Source organism: Paenibacillus sp. PastM-3, from assembly GCF_029893965.1.
Taxonomy (GTDB): Bacteria; Bacillota; Bacilli; order Paenibacillales; family Paenibacillaceae; genus Paenibacillus_AQ.
The window spans coordinates 123,036-140,363 of record NZ_JARXXP010000012.1 but is presented as its reverse complement, the minus strand read 5'-3'; the positions used below and the strand labels follow the sequence as shown (position 1 = coordinate 140,363).

Below are 17,328 nucleotides of genomic sequence, written 5' to 3'. Positions count from 1 at the left end.
CCTTATCCAATGATCATTTTACCTTCCGGATACTTATACAATGGTTTACCCTGTTTCGGACCGAGTGCATAGGCCAGTGTCAAAAGACCAAGCCTTCCGGCAAACATCGTCAGGCAGAGCAGTATTTTCCCGGCATCAGACAGCTCCGGTGTCAGCCCCATCGTCAGCCCGACGGTCGCAAACGCCGATGTCGTCTCAAACAGAATCATCAGGAACGGGCGCCCTTCTGTAGTTGAGAGTACCATCGACACAGTGACAATCAGCAGCAGGGCGAGCAGCGTAATCGTCAGCGCCTTAAATACCCGCTCCTGGGCAAGCCGGTAACGGAACAGCACAATATCTTCCCGTCCACGCAGCATGGAGACAACTGCCCCGATCATCAGCGTAAAGGTAGTCGTCTTGATCCCTCCGCCGGTCGAGCCCGGGGAGGCGCCGATAAACATCAGGATGATGATAAAAAACTGTGTGGCCTGACGCATGCCGGCGATGTCCACCGTATTGGGACCGGCTGTGCGCGGTGTTACCGCCTGAAAGAATGAGGCCCAGAGTTTGCCGCCGAAGTTAAGAGGACCGAGTGTACGGGTGTTGGTGAACTCGAACACAAAAATCACTGCTGCACCGATAAGGATCAGCGCCCCTGTCATCGACAGAACGACCTTGCTGTGCAGTTGCAGCCGGCGGCTTTTGCGGTATTCAATCAGATCGGCCATCACAATGAACCCGATACCGCCTGATACAATCAGCAGCATGACAACCAGATTCACTACAGAATCACTGGCATAAGCGGTCAGGCTGCGGTAATCGCCGAACAGATCGAATCCGGCGTTGTTGAACATGGAAACGGCATGAAACACACCGTAATACAACGCACGGCCAAGCGGCATATCCGCCGCCCAGCGGAGCGCCAGCAGAACCGCACCGCCTGCTTCAATAACGAGTGAATAGACAAGCACCCTGCGGATCAGCCGTACAATTCCCTCCATTGAGCTCTGATTCATCGCCTCCTGGAGAATCAGCCGGTCGCGCAGCGAGATTTTGCGTCTGAGCAGCAGCGCGAACAGAGTAGCCATCGTCATAAAGCCGAGACCGCCGATCTGAATCAGCACCAGAATAACAATCTGGCCGAAAAGGCTGAAATGGGAGCCGGTATCCACTACAACCAGCCCGGTTACGCAGGTTGCGGAGGTTGCCGTAAACAGCGCATCTATAAATCTCAGGGAATGGCCGGATGTACTGGCAAAGGGCAGCATCAGAAGCAGTGTTCCAATCAGGATGACTGCGGCAAATCCCCCCACCAGAATCTGAGGCGGGGACAGCTTGAAAAATCTGAATTCGGTAAATGGCGAGGCCAAACGGCTCATCCTTTCACTTGCTTCATGACAGCAATAATAATTGTTTTGTGATCCGATAAACATACAAATTATATACGTTATTGTCCAACAGCACAAAGCTTGATTTTTCAATGTGATTAATCTCGCTTGAAATTGTATGGTGTGTAGTGGTACACTTCGATTACAAAGTGTATGGTTATCCTCCATACACATGACCTCAGGAATCAGTCAGAGAAGGAAGGGGTATTCCATGGATCAGTCCTTTGAGCTTTTGCCGGAACCGTTTCAGATCAACCCCTCACTGCCAATCTACGAACAGTTTGCCTGGGCTATACAAGGAAGAATTGTCAGCGGACATATACCGCCCGGCTCGCGGCTGCCCTCCGTAAGAGAGCTTGCCGCAGGCAGGGGCGTCAACCCTACCACCGCAGCCAGAACGTATCAGGAGCTGGAGCGCATGGGCCTGATTGTTACCTACCGCGGGCAGGGAACCTTTGTCACCAGGGATGCAGCTGTGATTGGCGAGGCACGTAAAGATATTATGCGCAAGGCAATCCAGGAATTTAAGGCGGCTGCCGGAAAGCTCGGCCTCACGGCCGCGCAATTGCTGGAATTTGATAAGGAGGATTCACATGACAGCTAATCATTACAGTATGGAGACGGCTGCAGGGCCTGCGGCGGTAGAGTGCCGGGGAATCGGGCTTACGCGAAGAAAAAAGAGCATTCTCCAGGGCATCAGCTTCGATATTCCCCAGGGCAGCCTGACCGGCCTGCTTGGCCCTAACGGGGCCGGCAAATCCTCATTGCTGCGGATTATTGCTGGACTGGCCGCCCCGGATACCGGCTCTGCACGGATTTTCGGCCAGCCGGCGGGCATTGAGCAGCTCGGCATGCTGTCACTTCTGCCGGACCGCAGCAATCTGCCCGGCTGGCTGAGCGTCAGGGAATGGCTGAATTTTGCCGCCGGAATCTATCCGGACTGGGACCCGGTCAAGGCGCAGGAGCTGCAGGCAGAGCTCAGTGTCTCCATGGAGCCGGGCATCTCCTCACTGTCCCGCGGCGAGGAGGCCAGGCTGCAGCTGCTGACCTGCCTGTCACGTAAAGCACCGCTGATTATCCTCGACGAACCGTTCACCGGTGTTGATCTTCTCTCCCGCGAACGGATTGCTTCCGCTGTAGTCGGCGAGCTTGCTGACGGCCGGCGGACCTTTCTGATTGCCACTCACGACATCCGGGAAATGGAACTGCTGTTCGACCGGCTGATCCTGATCGGCGATGGAACGATCCGCAGCATTGAAGATGTAGATAGGCTGCGCTGCTCCGGGAAATCGGTCGAATCTCATTACAGGGAAGTGTTCGTATGAGCGCGATGAAGACGCTGGTCCGGCTGGAGTACAGCCGTTATAACCTTTCAAGACTTGGTAAATATTCCAGGCTGCTTACAGCCCTGATTCTGGTCATTGGTACAGTGTTAATCGGCATCTACCTTCCCGGCTCCAGATCATCGGAACGCATCCCCTTCATCTATGCCGCTTTGCTGGTATGGTCAGCTGTGACAGCCCTTTCGGCAGTCAGTATAGTGAGCTTTATGAACGCTGGCTCCCGCGACTGGATGCTCTCCTTTCCCCATTCCAGATTGAAGCTGCTGTATGCCAAAATGATCAGTCTGCTCGGACATAGCCTTCAGTTAACGCTTGCGGTTCTCCTCGCCGCCGTTATGCTGTATCTTCATTCTGTCCGCAGTGGCTGGTATCCGCCGTTATCCATGGCTGAACTTCTCTATTTGGTTGCGGCATATACACTGTTCATTCTGATTTTTCTGCCGCTTGCCGTGGTATTCGGACTCGCAATCAGCCTGTTTCTTCATCCGGGCAAATTAGCGTTGCTGCTCTTCATTCCGTACACTGCATTATGGATGTCACCGTTTATAGCTGACGGCATTTATGGCACCGGGTACTCCGGTGCGCAGGCAGCAGCCCCCGGCTCACCCGGTTTTATGCTGTATGCTTCACTTGCAGTAGCCGCTGCCGGCTGGCCGCTTGGCCACCTGCTGATGCTGCTGGTTGCCGCCAGAGGCCTGGGAGCGGAAGGGCAGGAAGTCCCTTCTTCCAATCCTTCCGGCACTTCACGCCGTTTCGGATCCGGGACGCTCCGGATTAGCCGGAATGCCGGTCTGCAGAAGGATACCTCCACATTCATGATGCTGTACCGGCTCTATGCCGGCCGGACGCGCCGGACAGAGAAGCATCCGGCTGTACTCAGCCTGAAGCTCGCTGTTCCGCCCATGGTAGCAGCCGGTGCTTACTTCGGCATAACCTCAAATGTGGAATCCGTAGTTCTGTCCCTCATGAGATCACTGTTTGGGCTGGTGATTACCTTCAGCAGCGTCTGGGTTCTCCTGCGCAGCAGCAGCGAGCGCAAACAATTACCATGGCTGCTGAGCTTTCCGCAGAGCCGGCTGGCTCTGCTGCTAAGCGGTGTTGCCGTGGTATGGACTACTGCAATACGGATTATGGGTATCCTGTTGCTCTCGGCCGTTGCCGGCAGCGTTGCCGCCCTGATTGCCGGCCAAACCGGGCTGCAGGACTGGTCTCATACCTTGATCTGGCTGCTATATTTCTTCCTGTTTTATGTATTGGCGTTAACTGTCATGCTGTGTCTGCTGCAGCTGGAATACTATACGATGAAAGCACCGGTGCTGGGCATTCTAATGTTCCCGGTATCTTTATTAGGGCTTATGGGCGGTGTTTTCCTGAATAAATTCTTTTCGCTGCCTGCTGAACTGCACACCGGGATTTTGCCCGACTGGAGTATTCTGGGCTGGATCGCTCTGATCGGATTGCCTGCAGCACTTTGCTGTATTCCGGCAGGCGCCAGATATTATCACCTCAGCTTGAGCCGGCCTGCCGGGAAAAAGCAGGCATAAGCCGGGGCTCGTTTACGTAAATGTAAAGTTAGATACGCCGGCATTCTATAGCACAGGTATTTTTTGTAACTGCCTGGCCTGTCCCGTATAATGAAACAGATATGCATACTACAAATGAATCCATGCAAGGAGGCGTTTCATGAATTCCGTCGGCCAGCCTTTACAGCAGCGGCCCCTTACCAAAAGACTTATTTTCGCCGGTATAATCGGTCTTATCGTTTTCCTTATGTTTCAGGTTGTACCCCAGCTTTACAGCGGGGGATCGGCATCCATGATCAGCAAGACTGATGCCCGCGACAAAGCGGCCGCATTCGCAGCACAGCAGCTCGGCCATCCGGAGACAGACCAGGATCACTGGACAGTAAGCTACCAGACCGATTCCTCCTTTTACGGCTATATGTCACAGGAAAAGCTCTTGCAGAGCTACAAAGACAATAAGCTGGATCAGCGGTATCCGTTCGACGTCTATCATGCGGTTCTTTATACTGACGGTGAAGCCGATCCTGTTCTTGCCGTTGACCTCAATATGTATACAGGCGAGGTTTCCGCCTTTGCCCTGGGCGGATATGCCCAAGCAAGTGACGGATGGGACTATGGCGACCCGCCGGCACCCGGGAATTCGAAAGGCGTCTATCTGGACAGCAGCGTGAACGGCGGACTCAGCCTGCAGCAAAAGGAAACCCTCGCCAGACCCTGGCTGCAGTTATGGGGAGCAAATCCCGCCAGGCTGCAGATTGAAGCAGATTCCGATGGTTACGGTCTTGCCTATTCCGACAGCTCCGTCAAAGTAGGAGAAGCTGCTCTGCAATACCAGTTTCATTTTCTGGACGGGGAGCTGTCTTATTTCCGTGCCGGATTCTCCGCCCCGGCCTGGCACGACTCCTACGTGGAGGACCAGAAATCGCTGGCTACGAAGCTGACCCTGTTCGGCTATGCCCTGCCGACGCTGGCACTCGGCCTGCTGGCGCTGATCTTCAGCATTCTGCGGCGCAGTCATACTTCTTTTGTACGCGGCATCACTTTAAGCTTGATCCATTTCACCATCATGATGATCAGCACCTACAATATGCTGCCTGAGCCTGTTTCTGACAGCGCAGAGGCCCGTGTAACCTCTGTAATTATGTTTATCATCTATGCCCTTTACAGCCTGCTGATGTCGTCGCTGCTCTATTTCTCCCTCGTCGGAGGCAACGGGCTGTGGCGCAAGGAGGAAGGGCTGAACCCGTGGCCGCGCGCCAAAGAGCCGGGGTACGGCAAATATGTGCTGGACAGCATGTCCGCCGGTTATATCTGGGCCCTTATCCTGCTTGGCGTGCAGACCATTATGTTTATCATCTTGACGTTCACCCTGGATAACTGGTCAACAACAGATGCCAGCCAGTCTCCTTATAATATGAGGTACGCCCTGCTGATGCCGATTGTTGCCTGGCTTGCCGGCTTATCCGAGGAAGCGGTCTACCGCCTGTTCGGCATCCGGATGCTCAAAAAGCTCGTCAAAAACACCCTGATCGCCTCCCTGATCACGACTCTGATCTGGGCTTTCGGGCATACCCTGTACCCGATCTACCCGGTTATCTCAAGACCGATTGAGCTGACCGTCATCGGGCTGCTGTTCAGCTATATTTTTCTGCGTTACGGCTTTATCGCCGTCATGTTCGCCCACGTCGTATTTGACAGCATCCTGATCGGCATGACCCTGATCTTCATGCGGGAGAGTGTAAATGTAGCCGCCGGTACTGTCACCATCCTCCTGCCGCTCATTGTCGGCTATATCGTGTACCGGTTCAATCCGCCGGACCGGACCGGCCGCAAGGACTCTCAAGGTCCTGACGAGCCGCTCCAGCCCGCAGGGCTAGATTCCCGTTAATAAATAAGGTGCTCCGCAGTCTGCTGATATACGGCAGCCGGGAGCACCTTTTTTTGGTTGCGGGATACTCTTTGCTTGCGGGATACTGTTTGTTTGCCGAATACTCTTTGTTTGCGGAATACTCTTTGTTTGCGGGATACTGTTTGTTTGCAGGACCCTCCGTTTATCTGCTCTTGAAAAACCGGTCATAAATCACCAGCGCAACCACGATCGTAAATACCTCCATCAAAAAGTTGGGAAGCAGCAATATGTATTCCATAATCAACCTCCTGATATGATTATTTTTTGTATATATAAGTATTTCCGCTCAATTTGCATTATCCTTTATTCCCCTTTCAGTTTGCCGCTCAGCCGGGATTTGGCTGAATCAAGGGCACTGTCCTGCATTCTGCCCCTCCGCCAGCCGCAGATCATAAAAGGCCGGCCCCGTAGGGCCAGCCCGAAAATACATATTATTGCTCATCCTCGCTGAGCGAAACAGCCTCTACGGCCGGTTCCTCATCATTAAGCGCAGCCAGGATCTGCCCGGCCAGCTTCTCGCCTATGGAGAGTACGCGGAAGTCCTCGATGGAGGCCTCCTTGATCTTCTTCAGCGAGCCGAAATGCTTCAGCAGCGCCTTCCGGCGCTTCTCTCCGATGCCCGGGATCGAATCCAGCTTCGAGGTCACCATTGATTTGCCGCGCTGCTCGCGGTGGAATGTGATTGCGAAGCGGTGAACCTCATCCTGGATACGCTGCAGCAGGTAGAATTCCTGGCTGTCCCGCGCCAAGGGCACCGGCTCGGCGGAGTCGCCGATCAGAAGCTGCGCGGTCTTATGCTTGTCATCCTTGACCAGACCGCAGACCGGGATGTACAGCCCCAGCTCATTCTGCAGAATATCAATCGCCGAGGAAATCTGCCCTTTGCCGCCGTCGACCACAATCAGGTCCGGCTGAGGCAGGTCTTCCTTCAGCACCCGCTCGTACCGCCGCCGGATAACCTCGCGCATCGTTTCGTAGTCGTCCGGACCCTGTACGGTGCGGACCTTATACTTGCGGTATTCCTTGCGCGCAGGCTTGCCGTCAATGAACACGACCATCGCCGAGACCGGATTGGCACCCTGGATGTTCGAGTTATCGAACGCTTCAATCCGGTTCAGCGATTCCAGCCCCAGGCTCTGGCCGAGGCTGAATGCGGCGCCCGAGGTCCGCTCCTCGTCCCGCTCGATCAGCCGGAACTTCTCATCAAGCGCTACCCGGCTGTTCTGGCAGGCCATGCCGACCATCTGCTTCTTCAGCCCGCGCTGCGGCACCAGCACTTTGAGGCCCAGCCATTCCTGCAGGGCAGCCGCCCCGCCGGCCGGGTCCACCATACCGACTGCGGTAGCCTCAGCCGCCGCAGCTTCGCGCGCAGCAGCCTCCTCCGCAGTCCCGGCTTCACCGGTTTCCGAGGCGGCTAGAGCCCGTCCGCCTTCATACTCCGCAGCCGACACAGCCTCTGCCCCGTCAGCTAACGCTTCATCCTCCTCGCCTACAGCCGCCGCCAGCCTGCTGGCGGCTACTGCAGCTCCTGCGGATGCAGCCGAAGGCTTCTCGGTGCCCTCGCTTACCAGCTCCGGCAGCAGAATTTCCTGCGGCAGCGCCGGATTCTCACTGTAGTACTGCGTTACATACGACATGAAGTCGCTGTAAGCATCCCCGTAGAACGGGAATGCAGACGAGTGCCGCTGGATCATTTTCCCCTGGCGCATATATAGAATCTGCACACACATCCAGCCCTTGTCCACGGCATAACCGAACACATCGCGGTCCTTCGTATCAGCCGTATTGATTTTCTGCTTCTCCATCAGGGCATCGATGTGCATGATCTGGTCACGCAGCTCCTTGGCGCGCTCGAAGTACAGCTCCTCTGCCGCCTCCTGCATCTTTTGCTGCAGATCCCTTTTGACTGCCTCATGCCCGCCGCTTAAGAAAGACGAAATATCGCGGATAATCTCATCATAAGACGACTTTGGCACTTCCTTTTCGCACGGGGCGAGACACTGGCCCATATGGTAATAGAGGCACACTTCCTTCGGCATCACACCGCACTTGCGCAGCGGATACATCCGGTCAAGCAGCTTCTTGGTCTGCTGGGCGGCATAAGAGTTCGGATACGGCCCGAAATATTTGGCTTTATCTTTAAGCACCCTGCGGGTCACCTCAAGGCGCGGATGGGCTTCGTTCGTTATTTTTAAATATGGAAACGTCTTGTCATCCTTCAAAAGCACGTTATAACGCGGCATATGCTTTTTGATCAGATTGCACTCCAGAATGAGCGCTTCCATATTGCTTGAAGTAACTATATATTCAAAATCAACAATGTTGGCCACCAACCGCTGGGTCTTGCCGTTATGACTGCCTGTAAAATAAGAGCGGACGCGGTTCTTCAGCACTTTCGCCTTGCCCACGTAAATAATGGTGCCCTCTTCATTCTTCATCAGGTAGCACCCGGGCAGATCCGGCAGCAGCGCCAGCTTGTTGCGGATATTATCGCTATAATCCATAATTTCTCCCCCACCTGTCACTTGCACATTCATGAAGCTTCCCCGGTCAGCGGGACTGCTTACTACAGTAATTTTAACACACAAAACGCCCCCGGATAAACCGAAGGCGCTTGTAATCAGATCTTATTCAGTAGGGTTATCTACTTATTATTGGTGTTTAGCTACGATGTTCTTCAGGGAATCCTTGGAGTTCAGGCCGACAACCTTATCCACCGGCTGACCGTCTTTGAAGAAGATCAGGGTAGGAATGCTCATAACGCCGAAGCGGGAAGCCGTTTCCGGATTCTCGTCAACATTCAGCTTGGCAATTTTTACGCTGTCTCCCAGCTCGGCGGACAATTCCTCGAGGATCGGGGAAAGCATTTTGCAAGGGCCGCACCAAGGTGCCCAGAAATCTACTACTACAGTACCCTGACCTTCAACTTCGCCTACAAAGGACTGGTCAGACACGTTTACGATAGCCATGATATTGTTCCTCCTTTAATTTTGCGGAGCTGCATACGCCTCTATAGCGTGCGCTAGCCGAAACGAATTCACTCCGTAATGTTAGCTGGAAAAAATGTTTCATGTAATATGATAACCAGATTACCATTTACCGACACATCCACAGTATAACATAGATACAGTACTTTTGGGAAATGTTTTAGACAATTACATTGTATAAAATCAATTATTTAACAGATATCGCTTCTTTACAACGCTCATGAGAGTTCGTATACTTTAAGAAAACGCATTTATTGTCAATGACTTCTCTCACATGTACTACTGTAACCTATTGCAGTGCAGTCTTGCAAGGCAAGGAGGAGGAAACAATGGAGATCAATGCCAAGGCACGGGACCCGCGGGAGCATGTTAATGAGGAGCCCCGCAACGATCTGGGTGATTTGATGACCGGCTTTTTCGGAATGACCGGCTTCATGACTCTGGTTTTCTTTGGAATGGTGATAGTCAAGTTTGTCTTTCTCGATTAAACAGGCTGGCACAATAAACAGCGGTGCCAGGGACTCTCCGTCCCTGCACCGCTGTTTATTTGTTAAATGCCTACCGGTTTCTGCCGCGCTGATTCTCCCCGTGCAGCGGAATCACGTCCACAAACGGAGCAATCCGGTCCATCAGGCGCTGCCCCTTGTACAGCTCCTCGCCATCCTTGCTGGTGAAGCTGAGATGCTTCTCCAAACCGTCCAGCGGATAATTGGAGGTATAGAAGGTCGGCTTGCGGTTCATCCGGTAATTCAGAATCGCCCCCAGCACATGGTCACGCGCCCACGGGTTGAGATTCTCCGCACCGATATCGTCAAAAATCAGCAGATCGCAGTTCTTCAGCGTGTCCACGGTTTCCTTCAGCTTCTGCCCGTCCAGCATAATCGACTTCAGGTCCTCAATGAAATCAGGCATATAGACAATGACGCCGCTGTACCCGGCAACCGCCAGCTCGTGGAGCAGGTAGCACATCAGAAAGGTTTTGCCTGTGCCGAAGGTGCCGTGCAGATAGATTCCCTGCGGACTCAGACCGTCTTCCTTTACCCCGGTAATATAATCAAAAATTTTATTTACGGCAGAAGCCCGGCGCGGGTCCTTGCCCATAATATCCATCTCATCATAACCGCCGTTCAGCACGCGTTCATCCACGTAAAAGCTGCGGATCCGTCTGCGGATGCTGTCCTGGCTGTCCTGGGCGATCTTCAGGTTACAGGCTGTCTTGCGCTCGAACAAATCCGGCGAGCCGTTTACATTCTCCACCGTAAGCTTGCTGTAATGGCCCTGAAAATCATTCGGGCAATGCTCGAGGCCCGGACAGTTCGCGCAGTTCCGGCTCTCCCGCACATACTGGAACAGCCGGCTCATGTGAAGCTTCAGCCGCGAATCATCCAGCTCCGGGTGCTCTGTCTGAAGCTGCTTCACCAGCGGATCATTCAGCAGGTTCTGCTGAAGATCGCGGGAACGCTGGCGCAGGGCTGGATTGTTCATCGAACGCAGCACTTCGCCCATCGACTCCATTGCTGCACCTCGCTTTCTTTACGGCGTCCTCAGGGCGCCCTTCTTCTTGCTGGCCTTAATTTCGGCCGCTTTCTTCATCATCGCCGCGAATTCTTCTTCCGATACGGCACCGGCGCTTCCGTCATCGGTCACAATCGGAATCTCCGGCTTCGCGGCCCGGCCGCCGCCTTTATTATACGAACGCTGACGCGTTCCGGAAGCTGCTCCGGCCGTGCCGGAGGCAGCGCTCTTGCCTTTGACCTTGGACTGGTCACGGATGTACCGTACGGCCTTCTCGTAGGTATTGACCTGCTTGACCAGCATGTTGGAGGCAATCGCCTCCACAAAATTGCGGTTCATCCGCTGTTCTCCGCCTGAAGCCACCATTGTCATCAGATAATGGATCAGCACATTGATGACTTCACCGCTCAGCTTGTAGTTCAGATCAATTTTCTCGAATATATCCATCAGCTGGCCCGGAACCGTTCCCGGAAAAAAGGTTTGCAGCAGCCGTGTATAAGGCTCGTTGCGCAGCATCATATTATATTGGTGAATATCGCATTTGGACAGGAACTGCGGAGGGACCTCAACGTAATATTCCATCTCCACCGGCTGCTCCTGCGGAATCACCGGTTCTTCATGGTCACCCGACGCCGCTGCACGCAGCGACACAACCTTGGCCGCAGCGATCTCCCGCTTCTCCTGGCGCTTCATATCCTGGCGGAAATGCTGGCTTGCCCTGTACTGCAGCGTATCCAGAATCACCTCGCCGTCCGGCGTGAACATTCCGTCCTCATCCAGCAGACGGCATAAATCCTGCGGTCCCAGATCATATTTGCGGGCCACATAGTTAATAACACCCATTTGGGTATGGTCAAAGCGCAGCTTCTCGACGTGCATCCGGTTCACCGACTCGCGCGGAAAGCGCAGAATAATGTCGCTATACCCGATAGCCGTTTCATTGCTTTGACTGATGCCCGGCTGCTTCACCGTAGCGACTTCAGCCAGAGCCTGCTCCAGCTCATAATCGATCACATGCGTATTTAACTGGAAGATATCATAAAAGGGCAGGGAAATATTCTCTTTATGGGCTAAGCGGTGGCTCCAGTCCTCCGGTTCCCGGTTCCAGAACTGCTCCCGGAGCGACAGGACGGCAAACTTGCCGATTTTGTCACGCAGCAGCAGTGTCAGGTGCTGGGTCGCAAAAAAGTCAGCCGGTGACAACGGCGGCAGCAGCTCATATTCATACAGGTAATCATCATTCTCCGGCGTATACATCCGGCAGGTTGCAAGCAGGCCTACCGCCTCAAGCAGGGAAGCCTGGTCCACTAAATATTTACGGCCTTTCTCGTTCGGTTCAACGCCAAGCGTCATAAACAGCCTGCGCTGCTGCTCTACAGCAGAATAGCCGATCGATTCAGCCGGAATATGCTCAAACAGCAGCCTGTACAGGCTGATCGCAAAGGCTCCTACCATCGGCTGATAGACGGAACCCAGCATACGTGAATCTACATGGCTAAGACCGAATTCGCGGGAAACGCAGTACCGGTGATGTTCGGTGAAATGATGCAGGTTACTCATGCGCATCTGCGGTTAACTCCCCCTTTTTTACACGAATTCATGCAGATTTCTATTCTATCACAAAACACCCGGCCGGAAATGTAAAAAAAGAACCAAATAACCCGGTTTTCAGCCTATAATCGACAACTTTTGAAATCTTGCTGACTGTAGCGAAAAATAAGAAAAAAAGTCCGGCTCCCTTTCTGATCCAGTAATAGAAAAAACGGCTTCGCCGTCCCCTAGCAGGAATAGCAGCCGTTTTCAGCATAATCTCGATACTTAGAACATCTTATAGCCGCCCAGACGCAGCTTCTGGATCGTCCAGCCGCTGAGCACTGCGCCGCCGAGCCCGGCAATCCCGGTCAGGTAATCAACAATATGGAAGCTGCCCAGATGCTCCCAGAGGGTCATGGCGTTCCTGTCCCAGATAGAATAGACCACTACGGGCAAGATCACAATTACGAACAGGTAGGCGGGAAACCACGTGGTCTTCATTAACATATTAAGGATAAAGCCGATGCCAAACATCATGACAAAGAACAACACGGCCAGAACAAATACAGGAATAAACCCCATCGTACCGCCATCCCCTCTCTCTATAAAGAACCGCACACCAAAACCTGATTAATAGTAAGTTTACTAGAAAAAATGTAGCGAAGCAATGAACATTATTGCCATTCGAATCCGCTTTCAGGCAAATCCGCGGCTCAGCGTTTGCTCTTGGCCGTCTGCTTGCGATACAATGCATATAGATTAACCGGATCATACATAGAAGCGTATGCTTTGGAACCGGATTTAACACTAATGCTGTAATGATTCCAATGAAAGTTTTATGCGTAGTACATTCTACGGAGCCTATGCTTCGTAAAACTAAGCGTATGCTTTCGAAGCGAGTTTTACACGAAGTACATTCTACGGAGCCTATGCTTCGTAAAACTAAGCGTATGCTTTCGAAGCAAGTTTTACACGAAGTACATTCTACGGAGCCTATGCTTCGTAAAACTTTTAAGGAGTGAGAACATGAACGAAGCCGCTTTGACCCTGGAAGGCTGGTATGCCCTGCATGACTTTCGCTCACTGGACTGGAAGGCGTGGACAGCCGCCGATGACGAGGAGCGCGCAGTAGCCCTGGAAGAGCTGCATGCCTTCATGGAGGAATGGGGACCGGTTGAGGAAGCCAAAGAAGGAAGCACTGCAGTATATTCCATTATCGGCCAGAAGGCCGATTTCGTGATGATGTTTCTGCGGGAAAGCCTGGAAGCGCTGAACGCCCTTGAAACCGCGTTTAACAAAATTGCATTCGCCCAATATACCACAAAAGCTTATTCTTACGTCAGTATCGTCGAGCTGAGCAACTACGCTGCAGGCGGAAGTGCCGGAGACGGCAGTGATCCGATGCAGAACCCGCATGTGGCGGCACGCCTGAAGCCGGTTCTGCCGCAGGCGAAGCATATCTGCTTCTACCCGATGAACAAGAAGCGCGAGCTGGCCGATAACTGGTATATGCTCGATATGGATAAACGCCGGGAGCTGATGCACTCGCACGGCCTGATCGGCCGCGGCTATGCCGGCAAAGTGAAACAGATCATCACCGGCTCCGTCGGCTTCGATGACTGGGAATGGGGCGTAACCCTTTTTGCCGAGGATGCGCTGCAGTTCAAGAAGCTGGTGTACGAGATGCGCTTTGACGAGGTCAGCGCCCGCTACGGTGAGTTCGGCCCGTTCTATGTCGGCAACCTGCTGACACCGGAGACGTTCGAAGAGATGCTCAAGCTGTAATTTATTATAAACAAAAGGATGGTTTCCTGCGGGAGACCATCCTTTTGTTTGTGCTGGCGCAGGCTGATCCTCATCAATACTCCTGTACTATGTCCCTCAACGACTAATTGGATTTTAGACACTTAATTCTTCGATTTCACAGGATTTCTTATGATTAGTTGTAATATCGACACTTAATTCAGCCCAAAATCATCTTTGGACGCAAGAACAGCAAAATTAAGTAGCATTTTTCCAACTAGCCCTATCCTCTATATGGTATCCCCAAGAAATAGATGACCTTTTTACACTTAGCCCAATCCCGCAAACAACTTTCGCTTCGTTAGGGGACGTTTCTTCAAAAAGCTATCAAGGGGAGATGCCTCAGCCTCACAGTTCTAAAACCCGTTCCGCCGCAAAAAAAGACCGCCCTGGTCAAGGATAGCGGGTTGTCTTTTTCTCTGCTGTTAGGAATTAAGCCCCCCCTTAAGGGCGGCTATTGTAAAGGGAGAGCCATGTTAGCAGCTTGGCTCCCCCTACCGTGTAACGTTATTCGTCCTCGCCGTTCTCTCCGTGCAAGCTCTCCAGATACTCTGCCGTAGCCCGGTCACGGGCCCGGCTCTTGTCCTTCAGCCGTTCAATGGCCGGCTGGATAAGCAGATCTATCTCCTTCTGAACCGGGTAAGCCAGATCGTACCGGCTCTGGTCCTCCAGGTAGGAGCCTACCTCAATCAGGGCATTATAGCGGTCGAGCTCCTCACGCGTCAACAGCCCGCGGACTTGTACACTGCAGTGGCGCATCCTAGAAGAATCTTCCCTTCCTCAGCACCAGCGGAATGCCGCCGATGATGAACAGGTAGCGCATATCGACTACTTTTTTGAGCTGTGCTGCCGTCCAGCCCTTATATGTCTTGTCACCCACTACGGCAATACCCTGGCCTTTGCCGAGCGAGGCTACAGTTCCCTTGTTGCTGAAGACAAACTTCTTCGGCTGCTGGCTGCGGATCGCTGCCACCAGATTATGGGCACAGCATTCGCCCTGCTGCATGGCGATTTGTGCTGTCGGCGGGTACGGCCGCCCTTCCGGGTTAATCATCAGAGAACCGTCTCCGATGATAAAGATATTGTCATGCCCCGGAACGCGTAGGTATTCGTCCACCTTCACCCGTCCGCGCATCGCTTCAAACCCTGCGGCTTCAATCAGCCGGTTGCCGCGGATACCGCCGGTCCAGACAATGGTGGAGGCTTTGATCTCTTCACCGGTTGCGAGAATGACACCGCCCGGCAGGCATTCCTTGATCGCTACGCCGATTTTGAAGGTAACCCCTTTCTTGGTCAGCACAGACATCGCATGCTCAACCAGCTCAGGCGCAAATCCGGGCAGCGCCGTAGGGGCAGCTTCTACGTTGTAGATATTCACCAGGCTCGGGTCTACGTCATATTCCTTGCAGAGGGCAGGAATACGGTCAGCAAGCTCTGCTACAAATTCAATGCCGCTGAAGCCCGCTCCGCCTATTACAAAATTAATATGCTCCTGCGCGTTGTTTTCATTTTTGTATTTGGCAAACTGATATTCAATATGCTCGCGGATCAGCCGCACGGAATTAATGCTGCGGATGGTCAGCGCGTATTTATCAAGTCCCGGAATACCGAAGGTCTCCGGCTCGCCGCCGAGGGCAATAACAAGATAGTCATAAGAAAGCGTGCCGTCTTCAAGAATTACTTTTTTCTGTTGGGTGCGGATTTCCTGCACGGAAGATTTCACGAGGTCGATCTTGAATTCGTCTATCAGCTTGGAAATAGATACGCGTGTATGTTCAATGCTGTCCGTTCCCGCAGCTGGCATATGCAGATGGGTAGTGAAATAATGATATTCATGGCGGTTCACCAGCGTCACATCAGCTTCATTGTAATTCAAAGCTTTCTGTAGCCGCTGGGCGGTCAATATACCTCCATATCCCGCGCCTAGGATGACAATTTTGGGAATACTGCTCATGTTCCGGCTCCTTCCAACAGGTGAATCTGTCTATGTGTTATTTTTTGTAAAATATTTTAGTGTCTTTTGTGAATTTATACACTTAAATTCAGGAGAATTTCCAATAAAACTTAAAGGATTTCTAAAATAACCATATCCATTGTAAACCTTAGTATCGTTTTAATCAAATATAATCATACAAAAAAAAGTCACACTTATCCGGCCATTTTAAGCCTTTGCAGGGCAGTCCCACAATGTTTATAATGAGTAGGTAAGTTAAGTATGGCATTTTGAAACTATCACTCGGAGGTGTAATATTACGTGACACTAGAGCAATCCGGCGTTCCTATGAGCGACCTGTTAATTATAGGCGGCGGTCCTGCTGGCATGTTTGCCGCCTTCTACGGCGGTATGCGCCAGGCGTCGGTAACCCTTATTGAAAGCATGCCCCAGCTGGGGGGGCAGCTCGCCGCTCTCTATCCTGAAAAATATATCTATGATGTGGCTGGTTTCCCGAAAATCACCGCACAGGAGCTGGTAGACAACCTGTCCCGGCAAATGGATCTGTTCCAGTCCAATATCTGCCTCGAAGAGAAGGTTGTATCTGTTGAGAAGCGGGACGAGCGCCACTTCGTAACAACTACTGACAAGGCGGAATACCACAGCAAGGCTGTTATTATTACTGCGGGTGTTGGCGCCTTTGAACCACGTCGTCTGGAGCTTCCTGAAGCACACCGGTTCGAGAAAGCCAACCTGCATTACTTTGTGAGTGATTTGAATGCTTTCCAGGGCAAGAAGGTACTGATCAGCGGCGGCGGAGACTCCGCTGTAGACTGGGCCCTTATGCTTGAGCCGATCGCTGAGCAGGTTACGCTGATTCACCGCCGCGACAAGTTCCGCGCGCATGAGCATAGTGTGGAGCAGCTGATGGCTTCCAAGGTAAATGTGATTACCCCTACGGAGATTACCGAGCTGCACGGGGAAGAATTTATCACCAAAGTGACCCTGTCCCACATCAAAACCAAGGAGACACAGGAAATTGAAGTGGACAGTGTAATTGTCAACTTCGGCTTTGTATCCTCACTGGGGCCGATTGCAGATTGGGGCATTAAGATCGAGAGCAATTCCATCGTGGTAGACTCGCGCATGGAGACAAATATTCCAGGTATCTTCGCTGCCGGCGATATCACTACTTACCCGGGCAAGCTAAAGCTGATCGCGGTCGGATTCGGGGAAGCGCCTACGGCTGTCAACAATGCCAAGGTATACCTTGATCCGGATGCCAAGCTCTCACCGGGACACAGCAGCAACCTCAAGCTTTAGCACATAACCGTAATCTTTATAACAAATAAAAGGGTATCCTTTCAGGTTGATTCCACTTCAACTTGAAAAGATACCCTATTTTGTGCCGC

15 protein-coding genes are annotated in these 17,328 nt (G+C 52.6%); 7 read left to right on the top strand and 8 right to left on the bottom strand.

The genetic code is table 11. The features are described 5' to 3' along the window. Nucleotides 1-2: 2 nt before the first annotated feature. Nucleotides 3-1,352: a TrkH family potassium uptake protein gene (locus M2108_RS17890; protein ID WP_481857213.1), complete on the bottom strand. Its 1,350-nt coding sequence runs from the start codon at nt 1,350-1,352 to the stop codon at nt 3-5. Nucleotides 1,353-1,581: 229 nt separating this feature from the next. Between M2108_RS17890 and M2108_RS17885 the strand changes: the two genes are divergently transcribed. The 4 genes from M2108_RS17885 (at nt 1,582) to M2108_RS17870 (ending at nt 6,124) form a co-directional block, all read left to right on the top strand. Further along, complete coding sequence (locus tag M2108_RS17885; protein WP_277470656.1) at nt 1,582-1,974, top strand: GntR family transcriptional regulator; 393 nt, start codon at nt 1,582-1,584, stop codon at nt 1,972-1,974. Next, a complete protein-coding gene (locus M2108_RS17880; protein WP_277470657.1) occupies nt 1,964-2,695 on the top strand; it encodes an ATP-binding cassette domain-containing protein in 732 nt (243 codons plus the stop codon). Before M2108_RS17885 ends, M2108_RS17880 begins: the two co-directional genes overlap by 11 nt. Beyond that, a complete protein-coding gene (locus M2108_RS17875) occupies nt 2,692-4,257 on the top strand; it encodes a hypothetical protein (RefSeq protein ID WP_277470658.1) in 1,566 nt (521 codons plus the stop codon). Before M2108_RS17880 ends, M2108_RS17875 begins: the two co-directional genes overlap by 4 nt. Before the next feature lie 139 nt (nt 4,258-4,396). Further along, complete coding sequence (locus M2108_RS17870) at nt 4,397-6,124, top strand: CPBP family intramembrane glutamic endopeptidase (protein ID WP_277470659.1); 1,728 nt, start codon at nt 4,397-4,399, stop codon at nt 6,122-6,124. 452 nt (nt 6,125-6,576) lie between these two features. Here the strand turns inward: M2108_RS17870 and uvrC are convergent, their stop codons facing one another. Together uvrC and trxA are read right to left on the bottom strand one after the other, a co-directional pair. Beyond that, nucleotides 6,577-8,649, bottom strand: coding sequence for an excinuclease ABC subunit UvrC (gene uvrC / locus M2108_RS17865; protein WP_277470661.1), 2,073 nt, complete (start codon nt 8,647-8,649; stop codon nt 6,577-6,579). A 147-nt stretch (nt 8,650-8,796) separates the two neighbouring features. Next, a complete protein-coding gene (trxA, locus tag M2108_RS17860) occupies nt 8,797-9,114 on the bottom strand; it encodes a thioredoxin (protein WP_039876829.1) in 318 nt (105 codons plus the stop codon). 347 nt (nt 9,115-9,461) lie between these two features. On the opposite strand from trxA, the gene M2108_RS17855 reads away from it, so the two are divergent. Further along, entirely contained in the window at nt 9,462-9,620 is a 159-nt protein-coding gene (locus tag M2108_RS17855; protein ID WP_090720315.1) for a YqzM family protein, read from the top strand. A 70-nt stretch (nt 9,621-9,690) separates the two neighbouring features. Here the strand turns inward: M2108_RS17855 and dnaI are convergent, their stop codons facing one another. The 3 genes from dnaI to M2108_RS17840 all read right to left on the bottom strand — a co-directional run bounded on the left by dnaI (nt 9,691) and on the right by M2108_RS17840 (nt 12,762). Next, nucleotides 9,691-10,647: a primosomal protein DnaI gene (gene dnaI, locus M2108_RS17850; protein ID WP_277470662.1), complete on the bottom strand. Its 957-nt coding sequence runs from the start codon at nt 10,645-10,647 to the stop codon at nt 9,691-9,693. 18 nt (nt 10,648-10,665) lie between these two features. Next, entirely contained in the window at nt 10,666-12,213 is a 1,548-nt protein-coding gene (locus M2108_RS17845; RefSeq protein WP_277470663.1) for a replication initiation and membrane attachment family protein, read from the bottom strand. Between the two features lie 252 nt (nt 12,214-12,465). After that, entirely contained in the window at nt 12,466-12,762 is a 297-nt protein-coding gene (locus tag M2108_RS17840; protein ID WP_068726482.1) for a YuiB family protein, read from the bottom strand. A 444-nt stretch (nt 12,763-13,206) separates the two neighbouring features. Between M2108_RS17840 and hemQ the strand changes: the two genes are divergently transcribed. Beyond that, complete coding sequence (gene hemQ / locus M2108_RS17835; protein WP_277470664.1) at nt 13,207-13,965, top strand: hydrogen peroxide-dependent heme synthase; 759 nt, start codon at nt 13,207-13,209, stop codon at nt 13,963-13,965. A gap of 525 nt (nt 13,966-14,490) precedes the next feature. On the opposite strand, the gene M2108_RS17830 is transcribed toward hemQ, so the two are convergent. Continuing rightward, on the bottom strand, nt 14,491-14,742 hold the full coding sequence (locus M2108_RS17830) for a hypothetical protein (protein ID WP_277470665.1): 252 nt from the start codon (nt 14,740-14,742) through the stop codon (nt 14,491-14,493). Nucleotide 14,743: 1 nt separating this feature from the next. Continuing rightward, nucleotides 14,744-15,937: an NAD(P)/FAD-dependent oxidoreductase gene (locus M2108_RS17825; RefSeq protein ID WP_277470666.1), complete on the bottom strand. Its 1,194-nt coding sequence runs from the start codon at nt 15,935-15,937 to the stop codon at nt 14,744-14,746. Between the two features lie 327 nt (nt 15,938-16,264). Here M2108_RS17825 and M2108_RS17820 point away from each other — a divergent pair, with 327 nt between their 5' ends. Next, the gene (locus M2108_RS17820) at nt 16,265-17,239 is read left to right on the top strand and encodes an NAD(P)/FAD-dependent oxidoreductase (RefSeq protein ID WP_481856925.1); all 975 of its coding nucleotides are present in this window, start codon (nt 16,265-16,267) and stop codon (nt 17,237-17,239) included. Nucleotides 17,240-17,328: the final 89 nt, after the last annotated feature.